20 protein-coding genes are annotated in these 20017 nt (G+C 60.7%); 8 read left to right on the top strand and 12 right to left on the bottom strand.

Annotated features, from left to right (window positions below):
• Positions 1-12: 12 nt before the first annotated feature.
• Positions 13-480 carry an OsmC family protein gene (locus FHT69_RS07445; RefSeq protein WP_097594520.1) on the top strand — a complete coding sequence of 156 codons (468 nt, stop codon included), beginning with the start codon at positions 13-15 and terminating at the stop codon, positions 478-480.
• Between the two features lie 35 nt (positions 481-515).
• On the opposite strand, the gene FHT69_RS07440 is transcribed toward FHT69_RS07445, so the two are convergent.
• Both FHT69_RS07440 and FHT69_RS07435 read right to left on the bottom strand, forming a co-directional pair.
• Positions 516-1187 carry a DsbA family oxidoreductase gene (locus FHT69_RS07440; protein WP_168333784.1) on the bottom strand — a complete coding sequence of 224 codons (672 nt, stop codon included), beginning with the start codon at positions 1185-1187 and terminating at the stop codon, positions 516-518.
• Between the two features lie 63 nt (positions 1188-1250).
• On the bottom strand, positions 1251-3053 hold the full coding sequence (locus tag FHT69_RS07435) for an extracellular solute-binding protein (protein ID WP_097594518.1): 1803 nt from the start codon (positions 3051-3053) through the stop codon (positions 1251-1253).
• Positions 3054-3341: 288 nt separating this feature from the next.
• On the opposite strand from FHT69_RS07435, the gene FHT69_RS07430 reads away from it, so the two are divergent.
• Positions 3342-4001 carry an invasion associated locus B family protein gene (locus tag FHT69_RS07430; RefSeq protein WP_047615121.1) on the top strand — a complete coding sequence of 220 codons (660 nt, stop codon included), beginning with the start codon at positions 3342-3344 and terminating at the stop codon, positions 3999-4001.
• 116 nt (positions 4002-4117) lie between these two features.
• Here FHT69_RS07430 and hspQ read toward each other — a convergent pair whose 3' ends face one another.
• From hspQ to FHT69_RS07415, 3 genes are all read right to left on the bottom strand, one after another.
• Positions 4118-4447: a heat shock protein HspQ gene (gene hspQ / locus FHT69_RS07425; protein WP_063475575.1), complete on the bottom strand. Its 330-nt coding sequence runs from the start codon at positions 4445-4447 to the stop codon at positions 4118-4120.
• 259 nt (positions 4448-4706) lie between these two features.
• The gene (gene glnA / locus FHT69_RS07420; protein WP_028756888.1) at positions 4707-6116 is read right to left on the bottom strand and encodes a type I glutamate--ammonia ligase; all 1410 of its coding nucleotides are present in this window, start codon (positions 6114-6116) and stop codon (positions 4707-4709) included.
• 78 nt (positions 6117-6194) lie between these two features.
• Positions 6195-6533, bottom strand: coding sequence for a P-II family nitrogen regulator (locus FHT69_RS07415; protein ID WP_003539626.1), 339 nt, complete (start codon positions 6531-6533; stop codon positions 6195-6197).
• 343 nt (positions 6534-6876) lie between these two features.
• Between FHT69_RS07415 and FHT69_RS07410 the strand changes: the two genes are divergently transcribed.
• Entirely contained in the window at positions 6877-8349 is a 1473-nt protein-coding gene (locus tag FHT69_RS07410) for an NAD(P)H-hydrate dehydratase (RefSeq protein WP_097594517.1), read from the top strand.
• A gap of 105 nt (positions 8350-8454) precedes the next feature.
• Here FHT69_RS07410 and FHT69_RS07405 read toward each other — a convergent pair whose 3' ends face one another.
• The 3 genes from FHT69_RS07405 to uvrA are packed head-to-tail and all read right to left on the bottom strand — an operon-like array spanning position 8455 to position 12665.
• A complete protein-coding gene (locus FHT69_RS07405) occupies positions 8455-9261 on the bottom strand; it encodes a DUF72 domain-containing protein (RefSeq protein ID WP_097594516.1) in 807 nt (268 codons plus the stop codon).
• A 24-nt stretch (positions 9262-9285) separates the two neighbouring features.
• On the bottom strand, positions 9286-9747 hold the full coding sequence (locus tag FHT69_RS07400; RefSeq protein WP_097594515.1) for a GNAT family N-acetyltransferase: 462 nt from the start codon (positions 9745-9747) through the stop codon (positions 9286-9288).
• Positions 9744-12665 (bottom strand): excinuclease ABC subunit UvrA, encoded by a 2922-nt coding sequence (uvrA, locus tag FHT69_RS07395; protein ID WP_097594514.1) that lies wholly within the window; start codon positions 12663-12665, stop codon positions 9744-9746. The genes FHT69_RS07400 and uvrA overlap by 4 nt, the downstream gene beginning before the upstream one ends.
• A 283-nt stretch (positions 12666-12948) precedes the next feature.
• Between uvrA and FHT69_RS07390 the strand changes: the two genes are divergently transcribed.
• A complete protein-coding gene (locus FHT69_RS07390; RefSeq protein ID WP_025554957.1) occupies positions 12949-13467 on the top strand; it encodes a single-stranded DNA-binding protein in 519 nt (172 codons plus the stop codon).
• A gap of 84 nt (positions 13468-13551) precedes the next feature.
• Here FHT69_RS07390 and FHT69_RS07385 read toward each other — a convergent pair whose 3' ends face one another.
• Complete coding sequence (locus FHT69_RS07385; RefSeq protein WP_018445353.1) at positions 13552-14199, bottom strand: MarC family protein; 648 nt, start codon at positions 14197-14199, stop codon at positions 13552-13554.
• A 237-nt stretch (positions 14200-14436) separates the two neighbouring features.
• Here FHT69_RS07385 and gyrA point away from each other — a divergent pair, with 237 nt between their 5' ends.
• Positions 14437-17259, top strand: a complete 2823-nt coding sequence (gene gyrA, locus FHT69_RS07380) for a DNA gyrase subunit A (RefSeq protein WP_097594513.1) — start codon at positions 14437-14439, stop codon at positions 17257-17259.
• A 185-nt stretch (positions 17260-17444) separates the two neighbouring features.
• On the opposite strand, the gene FHT69_RS34525 is transcribed toward gyrA, so the two are convergent.
• The 3 genes from FHT69_RS34525 to FHT69_RS34100 form a co-directional block, all read right to left on the bottom strand.
• Positions 17445-17579 (bottom strand): hypothetical protein, encoded by a 135-nt coding sequence (locus FHT69_RS34525; protein ID WP_018445350.1) that lies wholly within the window; start codon positions 17577-17579, stop codon positions 17445-17447.
• 36 nt (positions 17580-17615) lie between these two features.
• Entirely contained in the window at positions 17616-17771 is a 156-nt protein-coding gene (locus FHT69_RS07375) for a hypothetical protein (RefSeq protein ID WP_164735989.1), read from the bottom strand.
• 142 nt (positions 17772-17913) lie between these two features.
• Positions 17914-18084: a hypothetical protein gene (locus tag FHT69_RS34100; RefSeq protein ID WP_244604870.1), complete on the bottom strand. Its 171-nt coding sequence runs from the start codon at positions 18082-18084 to the stop codon at positions 17914-17916.
• A 253-nt stretch (positions 18085-18337) separates the two neighbouring features.
• Here FHT69_RS34100 and coaD point away from each other — a divergent pair, with 253 nt between their 5' ends.
• From coaD to FHT69_RS07355, 3 genes are read left to right on the top strand one after another with little or no spacing between them, the layout of a single operon-like run.
• The gene (gene coaD, locus FHT69_RS07365) at positions 18338-18832 is read left to right on the top strand and encodes a pantetheine-phosphate adenylyltransferase (RefSeq protein WP_003539657.1); all 495 of its coding nucleotides are present in this window, start codon (positions 18338-18340) and stop codon (positions 18830-18832) included.
• Between the two features lie 58 nt (positions 18833-18890).
• Positions 18891-19463, top strand: coding sequence for a peptidylprolyl isomerase (locus FHT69_RS07360; protein WP_028756878.1), 573 nt, complete (start codon positions 18891-18893; stop codon positions 19461-19463).
• A gap of 28 nt (positions 19464-19491) precedes the next feature.
• Entirely contained in the window at positions 19492-20001 is a 510-nt protein-coding gene (locus FHT69_RS07355; RefSeq protein ID WP_028756879.1) for a peptidylprolyl isomerase, read from the top strand.
• The last annotated feature ends 16 nt before the right edge of the window (positions 20002-20017 follow it).

Genomic DNA, 20017 nt, shown 5'->3' with positions numbered 1-20017 from the left:
AGGGAGACGAAGATGGCGACATATGGCGCGACGATCGTGTGGGAGCGGAACGGCGAGACTTTCACCGACAACCGCTACAGCCGCGCCCACCGCTGGACCTTCGACGGCGGCATTGAGGTGAGGGCGTCTTCTTCCTCGCATGTTGTCCCATTGCCCTATTCAGCCGAGGACGCGGTGGATCCGGAGGAGGCTTTCGTTGCCTCGCTTTCCAGCTGCCACATGCTCTGGTTCCTGTCGATCGCCGCCAAACAGCGCTATTGCGTCGACAGCTACACCGATGCCGCCGAGGGCATCATGGAGAAGAATGCCGAAGGCCGTCTTGCCATGACCGTGGTGACGTTGAAGCCGCATGTCGTCTTTAGCGGCGAAAAGCAGCCCTCGCTCAGCGAGCTCGAAGCCCTGCATCATCGCGCTCATGAGGAATGCTTTATCGCCAATTCGGTGAAGACCGAAGTGCGCTGTATTCCCGTCCTGGGCTAAGCTAAGCCAAGGCTGTTGTCGGGCCTTGCCGTCTGTTAGTTGAGCCCCGACCGCGCTTCGGCCTTCGCCTTGGCGATATCGCGCAGCGCATTCGCCAATACGTCAGGCGTCTGTGCGCCGCTAACGGCATACTGCTGATCGAAGATGAAGAACGGCACGCCGTTGACGCCCATCTCCTGCGCTGCCTTGATCTCGGCGACGATCAGATCGCGATCGGCATCGGAGGCGAGCAGCGAAGCGATGACCGAACGGTCGAGGCCGGCCTTCTCGGCGATATCGAGCAGCACGGCGTGGTCGCCGACATTGCGGCCTTCCTCGAAATTCGCCTTGAACAGCGCGGCAACGACCTTGTCCTGTTTCTCGCGGCCTTCGATCATCGCCCAATGGATCAGTCGATGGGCATCGAGCGTGTTCGGGCCGATCTTGATCGCCTCGAAATCGAAGGCGATGCCGACGTCGCGGCCGTAATCGGTGAGCATTTTGTGCGCCTGCGCCACGCGCTCCTCGCCGCCGAGCTTCTCAGCCAGCGCCTTCTTCTGGTCGACGCCTTCCTTGGGATAGTCGGGGTTGAGCCGGTACGGCCGCCAGTTGATATCGACGCCGATCTCGTCCTGCACCTCGGCGATGGCGAGCTCCAGCCGCGCCTTGCCGAGATAGCACCAGGGGCAGACGACATCCGAGACGACGTCGATGGTGATACGCTCCATATGATTTCCCTTATTCTGTTGTGTCTCTCAAGGGAGACATTTGGCAGGCGGTTCGGCTGCGTCTTACTGCACGCTTGTATCCCACCATACCGGCAGCTGCGCTCCGTAGAGCGGCACGCTGTCGGGATGGCCGATGCGTTTGCTGCGCGCCACCCATTGCTGGTCGATGTGGTAGAGCGGCAGCACGTAATGGCCGGACAGCAGCAGCCGGTCGTAGGAGCGCACCGCCGCGGTGAAATCCTCGGCCGAGCGCGCCCGAAGCAGATGGTCGATCAGCGTGTCGATATCGGGGTCGGCGACACCGGCGAAACTGTCGGTGCCTTCGCGGGTTTTGGCGGCTGAAGACCAGCGGCCGAGCTGCTCATTTCCGGGTGACAACGAAGACGTATAGGACTTGAGGATCATATCGTAGTCGAAGCTGTTCGTCCGGCTCTGATACTGCGAATCGTCGACGGTGCGGATTGAAGCGGCGATGCCGATCGTCTGCAGCGAACGCTGATAGGCGACGGCAAGCTTCTCCTGGTCGGCATTCTGCGTCATGATTTCGAAGGCGAGCTGGCGGCCGGAGGCATCGAGCATCTTGCCGCCCTGGATCGTATATCCGCCCTGTTTCAGCAGTTCGACGGCCTGCTTCAGCACGTTGCGGTCGCGGCCGGAGCCGTCGGTCACCGGCAGCTTGTAGGTGCCGTCGAGAATCTCCGGCGCGATTTTGTCCTTGATCGGCCCGAGCAGGGCAAGCTCGGCTGCATTGGCGGGAACCCCGAAACTCGACAGTTCGGAATTCTGCCAGAAGCTCTGCGTGCGCTTGTAGGCGCCGGAATAGAGGTTTTTGTTCGCCCATTCGAAATCGAACACCAGCGACAGGCCTTCGCGCACCTTGAGATCGGCAAAGATCGGCCGGCGCGTGTTGAACACGAAGCCGAGCATGCCGCTCGGCAGTTTCGGCGTGAATGTGTCCTTGACCACGGCCCCCGAGGTGACGGCGGGGAAATTATAGGCATTGGCCCAATGGCCGGGATTGCCGTCGGGATAGATGTCGACATCGCCCTTCTTGAAGGCCTCGAACAGCGTCGTGTCCTGCAGGAAATACTGGACAGTGATCTGGTCGTAATTGTCGGTACCGACCTTGGCGGGAATGTCCTTGCCCCAATAATTCGGGTCGCGCTCATAGGTGATGCTCTCGCCGGGCTTCACCGTCTTTACCTTGTAGGGACCGGAGCCGACCGGCGGCGTCAAGGACGAACGGTCGAAGGTTTCAGGATCGATCGCATGTTTCGGCAGCACCGGGAAAAGACCGAAGATCAGCGGCGTTTCACGATCGGCCTTGTCGTTGAAGGTGAAGCGCACGCTGTGTTCGCCGACCTTCTCCATCTTGGCGACGACGTTGAGGCGGTTGGCGAAGGGCACGCGGCCCTTGTCGCGCATCAGTTCGAAGGTGAACATCACGTCTTCGGGCGTTACCGGCTGGCCATCGGCCCATTTCGCCTTCGGATTGAGGTTGAACTGAATGAAGCTTCTGTCGTCGTCCCATTCGACTGTCTCGGCAAGCAGCCCATAGAGCGTGAACGGCTCGTCCCTGGAGCGCTGCATCAGCGATTCGTAGACGAGATTGCCATATTCCGGATCCCACATGCCGCGCGCCGTCGTGCGCATGCTCTTCAGGATGAAGGGGTTGAGGCTGTCGAAGGTGCCGACGACGCCATAGGTGATCTTGCCGCCTTTTTTTACGTCGGGATTGACGTAAGGGAAGTGTTTGTAGTCCGCCGGCAAAGCCGGCTCACCGTGCATCGCGATGCCGTGCAGCGGCTCGGCGGCGACAGCGCCGCACAGCAGCGAGAGGACGAAGGGGACGATAATCCGGAGCATTCGGCAATCCTTGATCCGTGAAAAACGGGGCATGATTCACGCGGGAGATTATCATGGGGTCGAGTGATTCCAACACGCAGCGACGTTTTCTTTGACCTGGCTGAGAAATTGCCTCTCAAATTGCCAAAGAAATGCTGGATATCTTGAACGCTGCGATGTAACAGGTGAACCCGAAGTTTCGGGGTCATGCATTTGCCTTATTTTTTTAAGAGGTGGAGTGCCGAACGACCCGATGGTTGGGGTGGCAAAGACGCTGCCCCGAACGGATATCAGGAGACGGAATTCGTTATGATGTTCAAGTCTGAAAAGAAAATGCGGGCAGCACTGTCCGTTCTGGCAGTGATGTTCGGCGCCGCTTCGGCTCCGGTCTCCTCCTTTGCCCAGGATGCGGCCGCACCGGCGCCTGCCGATGCGCAGGCCTCCGGTGCGCCGAAGCTCGGCTGGTACAAGACCTGCAGCAAGCAGGAAGACAACGACATCTGTGTTGTCCAGAACCTGATCCTCGCCAATGGCGGCCAGCTCGTTACGGCCGTCGGCCTGATCTCGGTTTCCGGCAAGATCAACCGCAAGCTCCTGCAGGTCTCGGTTCCCACCGCACGCCTGATTCCTCCGGGCATCATCATGCAGATCGACGGCGGCAAGGGCCAGAAGCTCGACTACGCTGTCTGCCTGCCGGATAAGTGCACCGCCGAAATCCCGCTGACCGACGCGATGATCGCCAGCCTCAAGAAGGGCAGCGACGTGATCTTCACCTCGATCAACTTCCGCCGCGCGCCGAACCCGATCAAGATTTCGCTTGAAGGCTTCACCGGCGCTTATGACGGCGAACCCGTTTCCGAATCCAAGCTCGCTGAAAGCCAGCGCAGCCTGCAGGACAGCATGCAGAAGAAGGCCGAGGAAGCTCGCAAGAAGCTGGAAGATGCCCAGAAGGCAGCCAAGGCGCAGTGATCCTGCCATCATTTTTGAACAGAAACCCGGCTTCACGCCGGGTTTTTTGTTGCGCCACGAAAAAGGCCTCGCCGGGAGTGTGCGAGGCCTTGTTTCCTGCGGTCGGTCAGCCTGATTTAGTGGGCGAAGCTCATCTTGGGTTTGAACTGCCCTGACGGGGCCTGATCGAAAATCTGGTAGATCTGTGGGTTGCGAAGCGGCGCGCCGCTTTCGTCATTCATCAGGTTCTGCTCGGAGACATAAGCGACATATTCGCTTTCGTCATTTTCGGCGAGCAGGTGATAGAAGGGTTGGTCCCTGCTCGGGCGCACCTCGGCCGGAATGGAATTCCACCATTCCTCCGTATTCGCGAACTCCGGATCAACGTCGAAGATGACGCCGCGAAACGGAAAAACCTTGTGCCGAACCACTTCGCCAATGCTGAACTTTGCTACTCTTTCTTTCATGGTACGACTTCCTTTCATCACCGAATTTGGTGATTGGTGTCGCGCAAATCAAGATTTGTGCGCGAGTTCGTCACATGAACGTCATATCCTCCTACTGCATAATTCCTTAGCTCGGAATCGATGTAAGGACAAAATTATGCAGCACTCCAAGTGCTACAGCGTCTTTTGCGCGTCTGAAAGGCGCGCGGCGCTGTGGTGGCGTCCATGACCTGGGAGGTGAAAGCCCCGGCGGGCCGGGACTTTCGGTTTTCGCAGCCGATCAGGCTGAATAGTACATGTCGTATTCGACCGGATGCGGCGTCATTTCGAAACGCATCACCTCTGCCATCTTCAGCTCGATGAAGGCATCGATCTGGTCGTCGTCGAAAACGCCGCCGGCTGTCAGGAACTTGCGGTCCTTGTCGAGGCTTTCGAGCGCTTCGCGCAGTGAGCCGCAGACGGTCGGGATCTTCTTCAATTCCTTCGGCGGCAGGTCGTACAGATCCTTGTCCATGGCCTTGCCGGGATGGATCTTGTTCTTGATGCCGTCGAGGCCAGCCATCAGCATGGCGGCGAAGGCGAGGTAGGGGTTGGCTGTCGGATCCGGGAAACGGACTTCGACGCGCTTGGCCTTCGGGTTGGAGCCGAACGGAATGCGGCAGGAGGCCGAGCGGTTGCGGGCCGAATAGGCGAGCAGCACCGGTGCTTCGTAACCCGGGACGAGACGCTTGTAGGAGTTCGTCGACGGGTTGGTGAAAGCGTTGATCGCCTTGGCATGCTTGATGATGCCGCCGATATAGAACAGGCAGCTCTCGGAGAGGCCTGCATATTCGTCGCCGGCAAAGGTCGGCTTGCCGCCCTTCCAGATCGACTGGTGCACGTGCATGCCCGAGCCGTTGTCGCCGAAGATCGGCTTCGGCATGAAGGTCGCCGTCTTGCCGTAGGCATTGGCCACCTGATGCACGACATATTTGTAGATCTGCATCTTGTCGGCGTTGCGCACCAGCGTATCGAACTTGATGCCGAGTTCGTGCTGGGCGGCAGCGACTTCATGGTGATGCTTTTCGACGACGACGCCCATCTCGGAGAGCACCGTCAGCATTTCCGAACGCATGTCCTGGGCGCTGTCGACCGGAGGAACCGGGAAATAGCCGCCCTTGACGCGCGGGCGATGGCCGAGGTTGCCGGTTTCGTAATCGGTGTCGTCGTTCGACGGCAGTTCGGTCGAATCGAGCTTGAAGCCGGTATTGTAGGGATCGGCCTTGTACTTGACGTCGTCGAAGACGAAGAACTCGGCTTCCGGGCCGACGAAGATCGTGTCGCCGATGCCGGATGCCTTGAGGTAGGCTTCGGCCTTCTTGGCGGTGCCGCGCGGATCGCGGTTATAGGCCTCGCCGGAAACCGGATCGAGGATATCGCACATGATGACCATGGTCGACTGAGCGAAGAACGGGTCCATATGCACCGTCTCGGTATCGGGCATCAGCACCATGTCGGACTCGTTGATGGCCTTCCAGCCGCCGATCGAGGAGCCGTCGAACATCACGCCGTCGGCGAACATGTCCTCATCGACGCAGACGACGTCCATCGTCACATGCTGCAGCTTGCCCTTCGGGTCGGTGAAGCGCAGATCGACGAACTTGACGTCGTTTTCCTTGATCTGCTTCAGAATTTCGCTTGCTGTCGCCATTAATTAGTTTCCTCCGATTTGCGATGACGGTGTAGGTCGGCGGTGACGGTAACGGACTTTGCGCAATTGGCAAAGTGGTCAGATGGCATCGATGCCGGTCTCGCCGGTACGAATGCGGATAACCTCTTCGACGTTGGAGACGAAGATCTTTCCGTCGCCGATGCGGCCGGTCTGCGCCGCCTTGCGGATCGCGTCGATGACGGCCTCCGCGTTCTCGTCGGCCAGCACGACCTCGACTTTTACCTTCGGCAGGAAATCGACGACGTATTCGGCTCCGCGGTAGAGTTCCGTATGGCCCTTCTGACGGCCGAAACCCTTGGCTTCCGTGACTGTGATACCCTGCAGGCCGACTTCCTGAAGGGCTTCCTTCACTTCGTCCAGCTTGAAAGGCTTAATGATCGCTTCGATCTTTTTCATGAGAAAATGTCTCTCCGCTTCTCCCGTTATGGCAGGAATTTTCCCGCTCGCCGGATATGATGCAGATATCGTGCCAGTTTGAAATCCATCTTATCGAAAAAAGGCGTCGATTTTGTCGAAACAGCCGCGTTTGCGGGGAATTTCATGTCGTTTTGGTGACGGAACAGATGGAAAAACATTGTCTCTGATCAAAAACACATCCGAAACCGAAAAAGTCAGGTATTTTCGCAACTGCGAATACACGGATCTGTAAGATTAAAATATAAGCACATGCCTAAAATGCGTCCTTCACTTTGATGTTTCAGGCGGTTGTTTTTTAGGCGTTTTTCGATTGAATAAGGGGATGAGCAAAGATCTGTCCCACCTCCTCCTGACGCCTGCCGAAATGGCGGCCGTCGATGCCGCCGCTGCCGCATCCGGCATCGATTCCTTCGGCCTGATGGAGAAGGCGGGTGCCGCGGTTGCAGCTGCCGCCCTGCGACGTCATCCCGACGCTCTTCGTTTCGTCGTGCTTTGCGGTCCCGGCAACAATGGCGGCGACGCCTATGTCGCGGCACGACATCTGCAGCAGAGTGGAGCGACGGTGGCGCTGTTCCATCTCGGTGATCCCGCGAAGCTGAAGGGCGATGCCGCCCGTGCCCGAGCCGGCTGCGCGCTTAAGGGACAGGAACTCGGCATCTACCAACCCGAAACCGGCGATGTCGTTATCGACGGTCTGTTTGGGGCAGGGCTCGGCCGCGAGGTCCCGGCCGAAGTGCGCGCGCTGATCGGACGCGTCACCGCGTCTGGTCGTCCGGTGCTCGCCATCGATCTGCCCTCCGGCCTCGATGGCCGCACCGGCAAGGTGCTGGGGGCTGCCTTCCAGGCCTGCAGCACCGTCACCTTCATGACCCGCAAGCCCGGCCATCTGCTGATGCCGGGCCGGGAGCTTTGTAATGAATTGGAGGTTTTCGATATCGGCATTCCCGCCCGCATCATCCGCGCTGAGGCTGCCGGTCTTATCGCCGAGAACACGCCCGATGCCTGGAAGGGTCTGCTGCCGGCCGAGCAGCTGGAAACCCACAAATACAAGCGCGGTCATCTGGTCGTCTTCTCGGGCGAGGCGGACAAGACCGGTGCTGCGCGCATGTCAGCGACCGCGGGCCTGAAGGCCGGCGCCGGCCTGGTGACGATCGCCGCTCCCCGCGCGGCGATCTCCGCCAATGCGGCGCATCTCACCGCCGTCATGCTGCATGCGGTCGACGACGAGGTCCACCTCGGCGGCTGGCTCACCGACAAGCGGCTGCAGACTTTCGTTCTCGGCCCCGGTTTCGGCATCGGCGCCAGGGCGCGCGGCTTCGTCTCGGCCCTTGCCGATCGCCATCTGGTGCTCGATGCCGACGGCATCTCCTCGTTCAAGGACGATCCGCAACAATTGTTTGATCTTTTCCGCGGTGAGCCGCGTCTGGTGCTGACGCCGCACGAGGGTGAATTCGCGCGGCTCTTTCCCGATATCGGCAGCGATGATGCGCTCGGCAAGGTGGACAAGGCTGTCGCTGCTGCCCGCCGCGCCAATGCAGCGATCGTCTACAAGGGGGCCGATACTGTCATCGCCGCGCCGGATGGACGTGCGCTCATCAATACCAATGCCCCGGTCTGGCTTGCCACCGCCGGTTCCGGCGATGTGCTCGCCGGCATCATCGGCGGATTGCTCGCCCAGGGCTTGCCGACCTTCGAGGCCGCGGCGGCCGGCGTCTGGCTGCATGGCGAGGCCGGCCAGCGCGCCGGCAAGGGGTTGACGGCGGAGGAGCTTGCCACCCACGTCTTGCCGCTTTAGCCCGCCCGATGCTTCAGCTTCGGGCCGCGATGCTTCAGCTTCGGGCCGCGATGCGTTAGCTTCGGGCCGCCGGTGCTTTGAGCCCCGGGCCAAGTCTCACCAAGCTTATTTCGCCAGCGCTTGCTGCAGGGCGATGGCTCCGTGTGGCGCATTGACCTTACCCTCATGGATCATGAAGGCGAAGACGTCGCGCGGCTCGGTCTTCACTTTGCGATCGGCATCGATCAGCGGCAGGTCATCGGGGATATTGCCTTCGGCCCAGGTCTCCAGTCGCTTTGCCCAGGCCTTCAGCTCCTTGTCCGGATAGCAGGTGGCAATATCGTCCGATCCCTTCTGCAGCCTGGCATAGACGAAATCCGCCGTGACGTCGGCGATCATCGGATATTCGAAATGTTCGGCACAAACAGGCGCTACGCCGTATTTCGCCAGCAGGCCCACGAATTCCGGCACCTTGAAGGAATCGTGCCGCACCTCGACCACGTGGCGCAGCGCCAGCCCGTCCTGTTTTACCGGCAGCAGCTTCAGGAAGGCCTCGAAATCTTCCGGATCGAACTTCTTCGTCGGCGCAAATTGCCAGAGCAGCGGCCCAAGATGATCGCCGAGTTCGCTGATACCCGATGTCAGGAACCGCTCCATCGATTCACCGGCTTCGGCAAGCACCCGCCGATTGGTGACGAAACGCGTCGCCTTCAGCGAAAAGATGAAGCCGTCGGGCACGTCTGCCGCCCATTTGGCGAAGACTGCAGGCTTCTGGGTGCTGTAATAGGTGCCGTTGACCTCGATGACCTTCAGCTGGCGGCTGGCATAATTCAACTCGTCTTTCTGTTTCAGGTCATCAGGAAAGAAATGCCCGCGCCAGGGCTCGAAGGTCCAGCCGCCGATGCCGGTGCGGATAGTGCCGGATTTCGTCATGTCGTCCTCCCGGTTGGCAGCCGCTCAGGCCGCATCGATTTCTTTCGTCATGTCGACGAGCGCCCATCCTGGCCGATAAGGGCTCGGCCGACGACCCGTTTCCTGAAAACCGAAGGCGCGATAGAGCGCGATGTTCCGCTCCATCCGCGCATTCGTGTAGAGCCGGATTTCCGGCACTGCCCATTCCCGCGCCTTGCCTTCCAGCCAGCGCAGCATCGCCAACCCGTGCCCGCCGCCCTGAAAGGCCGGCGAGACCGCGATGCTGAACAGCATGAGGTGATCGGAATGCTGCTCGACCACCACCAGGCCGGCCGTTTCGTCGCCGACCTCGCGCAGCCAGACCTCGCCGCGTTCGATGCGCGGCGCGTAATCCTCCGTCGCCGGGATCGGCGCAGCGCCGAAGAGTTCGGTATAGGGCCGATAGGCGGCAGCTGTCAGCGTCGCGATCGTTTCCAGATCATCGGGCGACGCTGGCCTCATCGTCATTCCGCCGCAACCGCCTTCTTCGCCGGCCGCCGTTCCAGCAATTCCTTCAGGAAGTGTCCGGTATAGGAGCGCTTCTCCTTGACGATCGCTTCCGGCGTGCCGGTCGCGACGATCTCGCCGCCGCCATCACCGCCCTCGGGGCCGAAATCGAGCACCCAGTCGGCGGTCTTGATGACTTCGAGATTGTGCTCGATCACCACCACCGAATTGCCCTGGTTGACCAGTTCGTGCAGCATTTCGAGCAGCTTGGCGACGTCGTGAAAATGCAGGCCGGTCGTCGGTTCGTCGAGAATGTAGAGCGTGCGGCCGGTCGAGCGTTTCGACAGCTCCTTGGCAAGCTTGACGCGCTGCGCTTCGCCGCCCGAGAGCGTATTGGCCTGCTGGCCGACCTTGATGTAACCGAGGCCGACATCCTTCAGCGATTGCAGCTTGTCGCGCACGGCGGGCACCGCCGCGAAGAAATCGACGCCTTCCTCCACCGTCATGTCGAGCACGTCGGCGATCGACTTGTGCTTGAAGGTGACGTCGAGCGTCTCTCTGTTGTAACGCTTGCCATGGCAGACATCGCAGGTGACGTAGACATCGGGCAGGAAGTGCATCTCGATCTTGATGACGCCGTCGCCCTGGCAGGCCTCGCAACGTCCACCCTTGACGTTGAAGGAGAAGCGGCCCGGCTGGTAGCCGCGGGCCTTTGCCTCCGGCAGGCCGGCGAACCAGTCGCGGATCGGCGTGAAGGCGCCGGTATAGGTCGCCGGGTTCGAGCGCGGCGTGCGGCCGATCGGCGACTGGTCGATGTCGATCACCTTGTCGATATGCTCGAAACCGTCGATGCGGTCGTGATCGGCCGGGTTTTCGCGTGCGCCCATGACGCGGCGCGCTGCCGACTTATAGAGCGTTTCGATCAGGAAGGTGGACTTGCCGCCGCCGGAAACACCGGTCACCGCCGTGAACACCCCGAGCGGGATCGATGCCGTGACGTTCTTCAGATTGTTGCCGCGCGCGCCGACCACCTTGATCTCGCGGCCCTTTTTCGGCTTGCGGCGTTCATCGGGAACGGGAACGCCGAGTTCGCCCGAGAGATATTTGCCGGTCAGCGAGTTCGGACTGTCCATGATGTCCTGCGGTGTGCCATGGGCGATGACCTGGCCGCCGTGAATGCCGGCAGCCGGGCCGATGTCGACCACGTCGTCGGCCGTCAGGATCGCATCCTCGTCATGTTCGACGACGATGACGGTGTTGCCGATGTCGCGCAGGTGCTTCAGCGTGTCGAGCAGCCGGGCATTGTCGCGCTGATGCAGGCCGATCGACGGTTCGTCGAGCACGTAGAGGACGCCAGTCAGCCCTGAGCCGATCTGCGAGGCAAGCCGGATGCGCTGGCTCTCGCCGCCCGACAGCGTGCCGGAATTGCGCGACAGGCTGAGATATTCCAGGCCGACATCGTTGAGGAAGCGCAGGCGGTCGCGGATTTCCTTGAGGATGCGCACGGCGATCTCGTTCTGCTTGGCATTGAAGCTTGCCGGCAGCGCCTCGAACCAGTCGCGGGCGACGCGGATCGACATCCCGGTCACTTCGCCGATATGCAGCGTGTCGATCTTCACCGCCAAGGCCTCAGGCTTCAGGCGGAATCCGTTGCAGGAAGGGCAGGGGGCGGCCGACATGAAGCGCTCAATATCCTCGCGCGCCCAGGCGGAATCGGTTTCCTTCCAGCGGCGCTCGAGATTGGTGATGATGCCCTCGAAATTCTTCTGCGTCGTGTAGGAGCGGGCGCCATCGGCATAATGGAATTCGATCTTGTCGTTGGTGCCGTTGAGGATGACGTCCTTGGCCTCGTCGGAAAGCTCGTTCCAGCGGGTGCCGAGCTTGAAGCCGTAATGTTTGCCGAGCGCTTCCAGCGTCTGGTTGTAATAGGGCGAGGTCGACTTGGCCCAGGGCGCGATCGCCCCGTCGCGCAGCGTCCGTTCGGGCTCGGGCACGATCAGGTCCGGATCGATCTTCTGCTGGGCGCCGAGGCCGTCGCAGGTCGGGCAGGCGCCGAAGGGATTGTTGAAGGAAAACAGCCGCGGCTCGATCTCGGGAATGGTGAAGCCCGAGACCGGGCAGGCGAATTTCTCCGAAAACAGCACGCGTTCATGCGTCTCGTTCAGCGACTTGTTGGCCGAGCCGCCGGCCGACGTCTCTTCCGGCGGCAGCGGCTTGTCGGCGAATTCGGCGATCGCCAGCCCGTCGGCAAGCTTCAGGCAGGTCTCCAGGCTGTCCGCCAGACGCGCCGAGACATCCGAGCGCACGACGATGCGGTCGACCACCACGTCGATGTCATGCTTGTATTTCTTGTCGAGCACCGGCGCCTCGGCGATCTCGTAGAACTGGCCGTCGACCTTGACGCGCTGGAAGCCCTTCTTCATCAGCTCCGCCAGTTCCTTCTTGTATTCGCCCTTGCGTCCGCGCACGAGCGGCGCAAGAATATAAAGACGGGTGCCCTCGCCGAAATCGAGGATGCGGTCGACCATCTGGCTGACGGTCTGGCTCTCGATCGGCAGACCGGTCGCCGGCGAATAGGGAACGCCGACGCGGGCAAAGAGCAGGCGCATATAGTCGTAGATCTCGGTGACGGTGCCGACCGTCGAGCGCGGATTGCGCGAGGTGGTCTTCTGCTCGATCGAGATCGCCGGCGACAGCCCGTCGATCTGGTCGACGTCGGGCTTCTGCATCATTTCGAGGAACTGCCGGGCATAGGCCGACAGGCTCTCGACATAACGCCGCTGGCCTTCGGCGTAGATCGTGTCGAAGGCGAGCGAGGATTTGCCGGATCCCGAAAGCCCGGTCATGACGATCAGCTTGTTACGCGGCAGATCGAGATCGATGCTCTTGAGATTATGCTCGCGCGCGCCGCGGATGGAGATCGTCTTCAGTTCGCTCATCGTCTCTGCTTTGGTTTTCTGGATAACAGCCCTTATTTAGTGATGCCGGCGGGCGAGTCGAGGCTGAATATCCGGGAAGGGTCAAGGTTTTCGATTCTGTTGACAGGATCATACGGATAAACTAGAACAAATAAAGAACAAAATTCCTGATGAATGCATGCGGCTTTCTGATGGATAAACCTGTGGATTAAATGCCGCCCATGCGCATCGGCGGTCCGTGATGGTTTAAGGTGCGCCGATCGATTAAACGCCGCCGGGCAGGGCGGCAGGCAGGGTGAGAAGTATGGCTGGTAGCGTGAATAAGGTAATTCTGGTTGGAAACGTGGGTGCAGACCCCGAAATCCGCCGCACTCAGGATGGCCGGCCGATCGCCAATCTTCGTATCGCGACCTCGGAAACCTGGCGCGACCGCAATTCCGGCGAGCGCCGTGAAAAGACCGAATGGCACACTGTCGTCGTCTTCAACGAAGGCCTCTGCAAGGTTGTCGAGCAATATGTGAAGAAGGGCGCCAAGCTCTATATCGAAGGCCAGCTGCAGACCCGCAAGTGGCAGGACCAGCAGGGCCAGGACCGCTACAGCACCGAAGTGGTGCTGCAGGGCTTCAATTCGACGCTGACGATGCTCGATGGCCGCGGTGAAGGCGGCGGTGCCAGCTCCGGTTTCGGCGGCGGCCGCGGCAGCAGCGGCGGCAACGATTATGGCGACGACTACGGCGCGCCGGCTCCCTCTTCATCCCCGAGCCGCGGCGGCGCTGGCGGCGGCAATTTCTCGCGGGATCTCGACGACGACATCCCGTTCTGATCGCGAGCCTTCCTGGGCTGGTGAAAGACCTGAGAGCATGATGCCTTTGACGGCGTCATGCTCTTTTTCTTTGATCTCCCGCCCTCAGTGCGGCGTCGCGCTGATCAGATTGAGCGCCGATTTGGCGCCATCGACGACGAATTGGGCGGCTAGGGCGGCGAGGATGACGCCGAGAAGCCGTGTCAGGATCGCCCGGCCGGTGACGCCGAGGAAACGGTCCAGCCGTTCGGCGACGAGCAGCATGAGGAAGGTCAGCAGCAGATTGCCGGCAAGAACGCCGATCAGTTGCGCTTTTCCGACGGAGGTGGCGAGCGTTCCAGCAAGCAGGATCGTCGCCGAGATCGCGCCGGGGCCGGCAATCAGCGGCAAGGCGAGGGGAAAGACGGCGATATTTTCGATATGATCCTTGGTGATTGCCACCTCGGTGGCCTTTTCCTTGCGGTCCTGGCGCTTCTCGAACACCATCTCGAAGGCGATCCAGAAGAGCAGCAGTCCGCCGGCGATGCGGAAGGCGCCGATCGAAATCCCCAGCACGCTGAGCACGCCGGCGCCAAACAGCGCGAAGACCGCGAGAATGATGAAGGCGATGGTCGAGCCACGCAACGCCACCTGTGTACGCTCACTGCGGCTCATGCCTGTCGTCAGGCCCAGAAAGATCGGTGCGAGACCGGGCGGATCGATGGTGACGAGCAGCGTCGTGAAGGCGTTGATCAATTGGTCGGCGCTTGCCATCGTCTCTCCGGAACCCCATATAGTCACTTGGTTTTTGTGATTGTGAAGCGGGGATTCCGATTTGGCAAATTTCCCGCGGCGGCCGGGGGCGGATTTGTCCGGTCCGGCCGCGCAACTTATATGTTTTACCCTCTTTAAGCCGCAAAAGCCTGTTCAAAACGCGCTGTGAAAATTGGCGTGGGAACAGGCTTTCCGCTATAAATCTTCAAGTGATTCTAGAAGAGATCGTGATCTGTTTTGACTGAGCAAACACCCCCCGGCGGCGGGAAGCTCCCGCCAGGCATCGAGCCCATCTCCATCATGGAGGAAATGCAGCGGTCGTATCTCGATTACGCCATGAGCGTCATCGTCAGCCGCGCGCTGCCCGACGTGCGCGACGGCCTGAAGCCCGTGCACCGGCGCATCCTCTACGGCATGTCCGAGCTCGGCATCGACTGGAACAAGAAATACGTCAAATGCGCCCGCGTCACCGGTGACGTGATGGGTAAATACCATCCGCACGGCAATACTGCGATCTATGATGCGCTCGCCCGCATGGCGCAGCCCTGGTCGCTGCGTCTGCCGCTGATCGACGGGCAGGGCAATTTCGGCTCGGTCGATGGCGATCCGCCGGCGGCTGAACGTTACACCGAATGCCGCCTCGAAAAGGCTGCCCATTCGCTGCTTGACGATCTCGACAAGGAAACCGTCGACTTCCGCGACAACTACGACGGCACGCTCTCCGAGCCGGTCGTGGTGCCCGCCAAGTTTCCGAACCTGCTCGTTAACGGCGCCGGTGGCATCGCCGTCGGCATGGCGACCAACATCCCGCCGCACAATCTCTCTGAAGTCATCGACGGCTGCATCGCGCTGATCGACGACCCGGCAATCGAGCTGCCGGAACTGATGCAGATCATTCCCGGCCCCGACTTCCCGACGGGTGCGAAGATCCTCGGCCGTGCCGGCATCCGCTCGGCTTACGAGACCGGCCGCGGCTCCGTCATCATGCGCGGCGTCGCCGCCATCGAGCCGATGCGCGGCGACCGCGAGCAGATCATCATCACCGAGATTCCCTATCAGGTGAACAAGGCGACGATGATCGAGAAGATGGCCGAGCTGGTGCGCGACAAGCGCATCGAAGGCATCTCCGATCTGCGCGACGAATCCGACCGCCAGGGTTATCGCGTCGTCGTCGAGCTGAAGCGCGACGCCAATGCCGAGGTCATCCTCAATCAGCTCTATCGCTACACGCCGCTGCAGACGTCCTTCGGCTGCAACATGGTGGCGCTGAACGGCGGCAAACCCGAGCAGCTGACCCTGCTCGACATGCTGCGCGCCTTCGTCTCCTTCCGCGAAGAAGTCGTTAGCCGGAGAACGAAATTCCTGCTGCGCAAGGCGCGTGACCGCGCCCATGTGTTGGTCGGTCTCGCCATTGCCGTCGCCAATATCGACGAGGTCATCCGCGTTATCCGCCAGGCGCCCGATCCGCAGTCGGCCCGCGAAGAGCTGATGACCCGCCGCTGGCCGGCGGCAGATGTCGAAAGCCTGATCCGTCTGATCGACGATCCGCGCCATCGCATTAATGACGACCTGACCTACAATCTCTCCGAGGAACAGGCCCGCGCCATCCTCGAGCTGCGCCTTGCCCGCCTGACGGCCCTCGGCCGCGACGAAATCGGCGACGAACTCAACAAGATTGGCGACGAAATCAAGGATTACCTCGATATTCTTTCTTCGCGCGTCCGCATCCAGACCATCGTCAAGGATGAACTCACCGCCGTCCGCGACGAGTTCGGCACGCCGCGCCGCACCGAGATCGTCGATGGCGGCCTCGAAATGGACGACGAGGATCTGATCGCCCGCGAAGACATGGTCGTCACCGTCTCGCATCTCGGTTACATCAAGCGCGTGCCGCTGACCACCTACCGCGCCCAGCGCCGCGGCGGCAAGGGCCGCTCCGGCATGACCACCCGCGACGAGGATTTCGTTAGCCGGCTATTCGTAGTCAATACCCATACGCCGGTCCTGTTCTTCTCTTCGCGGGGCATCGTCTACAAGGAAAAGGTCTGGCGCCTGCCGATCGGCACGCCGACCTCGCGCGGCAAGGCCCTCATCAACATGCTGCCGCTCGCACCCGGCGAGCGCATCACCACCATCCTGCCCCTGCCCGAGGACGAGACGAGCTGGGACAATCTCGACGTCATGTTCTCGACGACGCGCGGCACGGTTCGCCGCAACAAGCTGTCGGACTTCGTCCAGGTCAACCGCAACGGCAAGATCGCCATGAAGCTCGAGGAGGAGGGCGACGAAATCCTCTCCGTCGAGACCTGCACGGATCAGGATGACGTGCTGCTGACGACGGCGCTCGGTCAGTGCATCCGCTTCTCCGTCGACGACGTCCGCGTCTTTGCCGGCCGCAACTCGATAGGTGTGCGCGGCATCAATCTCGGCGATGGCGACCGCATCATCTCGATGACGATCGTCGGTCATGTCGATGCCGAGCCGTGGGAGCGTGCTGCCTATCTCAAGCGTTCCGCCACCGAGCGTCGGGCGACGGGCGTGGATGAAGAGGATATTGCGCTGGTTGGCGAAGAAGTCACCGAAGAGGGGCAGCTTTCCGACGAGCGTTATGAAGAGCTGAAGGCACGCGAGCAGTTCGTGTTGACGGTCTCAGAAAAAGGCTTCGGCAAGCGTTCGTCCTCCTATGATTTCCGCATCTCCGGCCGCGGCGGCAAGGGCATCCGCGCCACCGATACGTCGAAAACCGGCGAGATCGGCGAACAGGTCGCGGCCTTCCCTGTTGATGACGGCGACCAGATCATGCTGGTCTCCGATCGTGGCCAACTGATCCGCGTGCCGGTCGGCGGCATCCGCATCGCCAGCCGCGCCACCAAGGGCGTCACCATCTTCTCCACCGCCAAGGACGAGAAGGTTGTTTCGGTCGAGCGCATCAGCGAGCCGGAGGAAGACGAGACGGAGGAGGCTGTCGAGGTCGCCGAAGGCGCCCCTGCGACCGATGAAAGCGCCACCGATCAAGGCCCGGTTGCCGATGGCGATCCGGCCGGGCCTGCCGCGGAATGATCACATGAAGGGGGCGGCTTCGAGCCGCCCTTTTCTTTTCAAGCGCCCATTTCTTTTTCAAGTTCGGGGATGGTTCAGATCATACCGAAAGAAAAAGCCGGATGCTGGGTGCATCCGGCTTTGAATGGCCCTGGCGACGGAAGGGTGCCGCTCGAGGGTGGGAAGTGGGTGGTCAGAAAGGAATGTCAGAATGCTCTATGTTTTTCGTTCAGAGCTTTCACCTCTTCGCCTTCACGCCGAAGCGCTGAGATCGTCGAGGCCACGGACACGATGAACATCACGCTGATGAGGGCGGTGAGCACTGTCAAGATCGTGAACATAGGCATTCCTTTCCTGGGGAGTTGCGTTCTCGCCCCTCAGTACTGGCCTAGCACGGCCGTCCGGGCCGAAGCATAGGGACCATAAACCTTGGACGTATCGACCTTCTGATCATAGAGAGCGACGGTTGCGGTCAGCATGCCCGTGACCATTACCATCCAGAGCAGGTTAATCATCGTAATCTTACCGGGCATCTTTAGTCCTTCCTGCCGCGCTGATCGCATCTATGGGGTCGGTTGAATGAACGCATCCGTTTGAAAATGGTTCCGCGGATGTTGAGGGGGTGTTTACCAATGGCGATCTGAAGCCTCCTTGAATGTCTCGTTCATCTGGCGTTCAGATTCGAAGCCCGTTTTCGCGCAGCCGGCCCTGGGCGCGCACGATCGCCGCATGTTCGGCAAGCTCCGGCCGCACCCAGCTCACCTCATATCGATCGGCGAAATAGCCATAGGCCATCTCGGCGGCGAGGGAGGAAACGACGGCAAGTGCAACAAGCACGATCAGCATGGACTTGGTCTTTCAGGGAACGCCGGATGCCGGAATGGCATCGGCTGCATTTGATGATCCGAGTAAAGCAGATCCTGTCTGAAACGGCCTTGAACGGACCATTCATCCGCCGTTCAACCGCCTGCCAATTCAAAATGATAGAACGTCCTTGGCGTGTCCGGATGGACGTGCGGCACTCTCGCCGGACCTGCCCAAATCACTTGCGGCAGAGCGGCATCCGTGACAAAAGGCGTCAAATCAACGGTCTGGTCACATGACGACAGCTTTCTATCCCGGGTCTTTCGACCCGATCACCAATGGGCATGTGGATGTTCTGGTCCAGGCGCTGAACGTCGCCGAAAAGGTGATCGTCGCGATCGGCATCCATCCCGGCAAGGCGCCGCTCTTCTCCTTCGAAGAGAGAGCTGAGCTGATCCGCCGTTCGCTGGCTGAAGCGCTGCCCGGCAAGACCGGTGACATCACCGTCGTCGCCTTCGACAATCTGGTCGTCGATGCCGCCCGCACCCATGGAGCAACATTGTTGATCCGCGGTCTTCGCGACGGCACCGACCTTGATTACGAAATGCAGATGGCCGGAATGAACCGGACGATGGCGCCCGATATCCAGACCATCTTTTTGCCGGCGGGCACGGCCTCGCGGCCCATAACCGCCACATTGGTCCGCCAGATCGCCGCCATGGGCGGCGATGTCAGCGCTTTCGTGCCGGCCGCCGTCTTGCAAGCCCTCACATCCAAGCGCCCAAACTAGTAAGAACAAAGACTAGCAAGCGCAAAGACCAGGCGGAACCCGCCGCAATGGAGCTCATATGAAACTCTTTTATCTCGCATTTGCCGGCGTGCTGTATCTCGCCTCCTTCGCCGGAGATGCCTTCGCCCAGTCGGCCGATCACTATCTCACCATCCAGCTGAAGAACGGCCCCGTCGTCATTCAGTTGATGCCTGAGGTGGCGCCGAAGCATGTCGCCCAGATCGAAGCACTGGCAAAGAAGGGCGAATACGACAACGTCGCATTCCACCGCGTGATCGACGGTTTCATGGCTCAGACCGGCGACGTCAAGTACGGCAATATGGAAAAGGGCTTCGATGCGAGCCTCGCCGGCACCGGCTCTTCCGATCTGCCTGACATTCCGGCTGAATTCTCCAAGACCCCGTTCGTGCGCGGCACGGTCGGCATGGCCCGTTCGCAGGATCCGAATTCCGCCAATTCGCAGTTCTTCATCATGTTCGCCGACGGTTCCTTCCTGAACGGCCAGTACACCGTCGTCGGCAAGGTCGTTTCCGGCATGGAAAATGTCGACAAGATCAAGCGCGGCGAAGGCCAGAACGGCGAAGTCAAAAGTCCCGACAGGATGATCAAGGTCACCCTGGGCAAGAAGTAAGTTACGAGAGAAACAAGAGGAGAAGGCAATGGCCGAGATCAAGGATCCCGAAAACACCATCATTCTGGAAACCACCAAGGGCAAGGTTGTCATTCAGCTTTTGCCGCAGGTCGCCCCGGAGCATGTCGCCCGCATCAAGGAACTCGCCCGCGAGAAGGCCTATGACGGCGTCGTCTTCCACCGCGTCATCCAGGATTTCATGGCCCAGACGGGCGATGTCGAATTCGGCAAGAAGGGCTCGGAAACCTTCAATCCCAGCCGCGCCGGCATGGGCGGCTCCTCCAAGCCGGACCTGAAGGCTGAATTCTCGGCAACCACCCATACGCGCGGCACATGCTCGATGGCCCGTTCGCAGAACCCGAACTCGGCCAACTCTCAGTTCTTCATCTGCTTTACCGACGCGCCGTGGCTGAACAAGCAGTATTCCGTCTGGGGCCAGGTCATCGAAGGCATGGACAACGTCGACAAGATCAAGCGCGGCGAGCCGGTTTCCGATCCGGACTCGATCGTCTCCATGCGGGTTGCCGCCGACGTCTGATTGTGATTTCTGCTGA

It is taken from the genome of Rhizobium sp. BK008, assembly GCF_014197345.1.
GTDB lineage: Bacteria > Pseudomonadota > Alphaproteobacteria > Rhizobiales > Rhizobiaceae > Rhizobium > Rhizobium anhuiense.
Note: the sequence above shows the minus strand (reverse complement) of the source record. Positions and strands in the feature narration are given on the sequence as shown.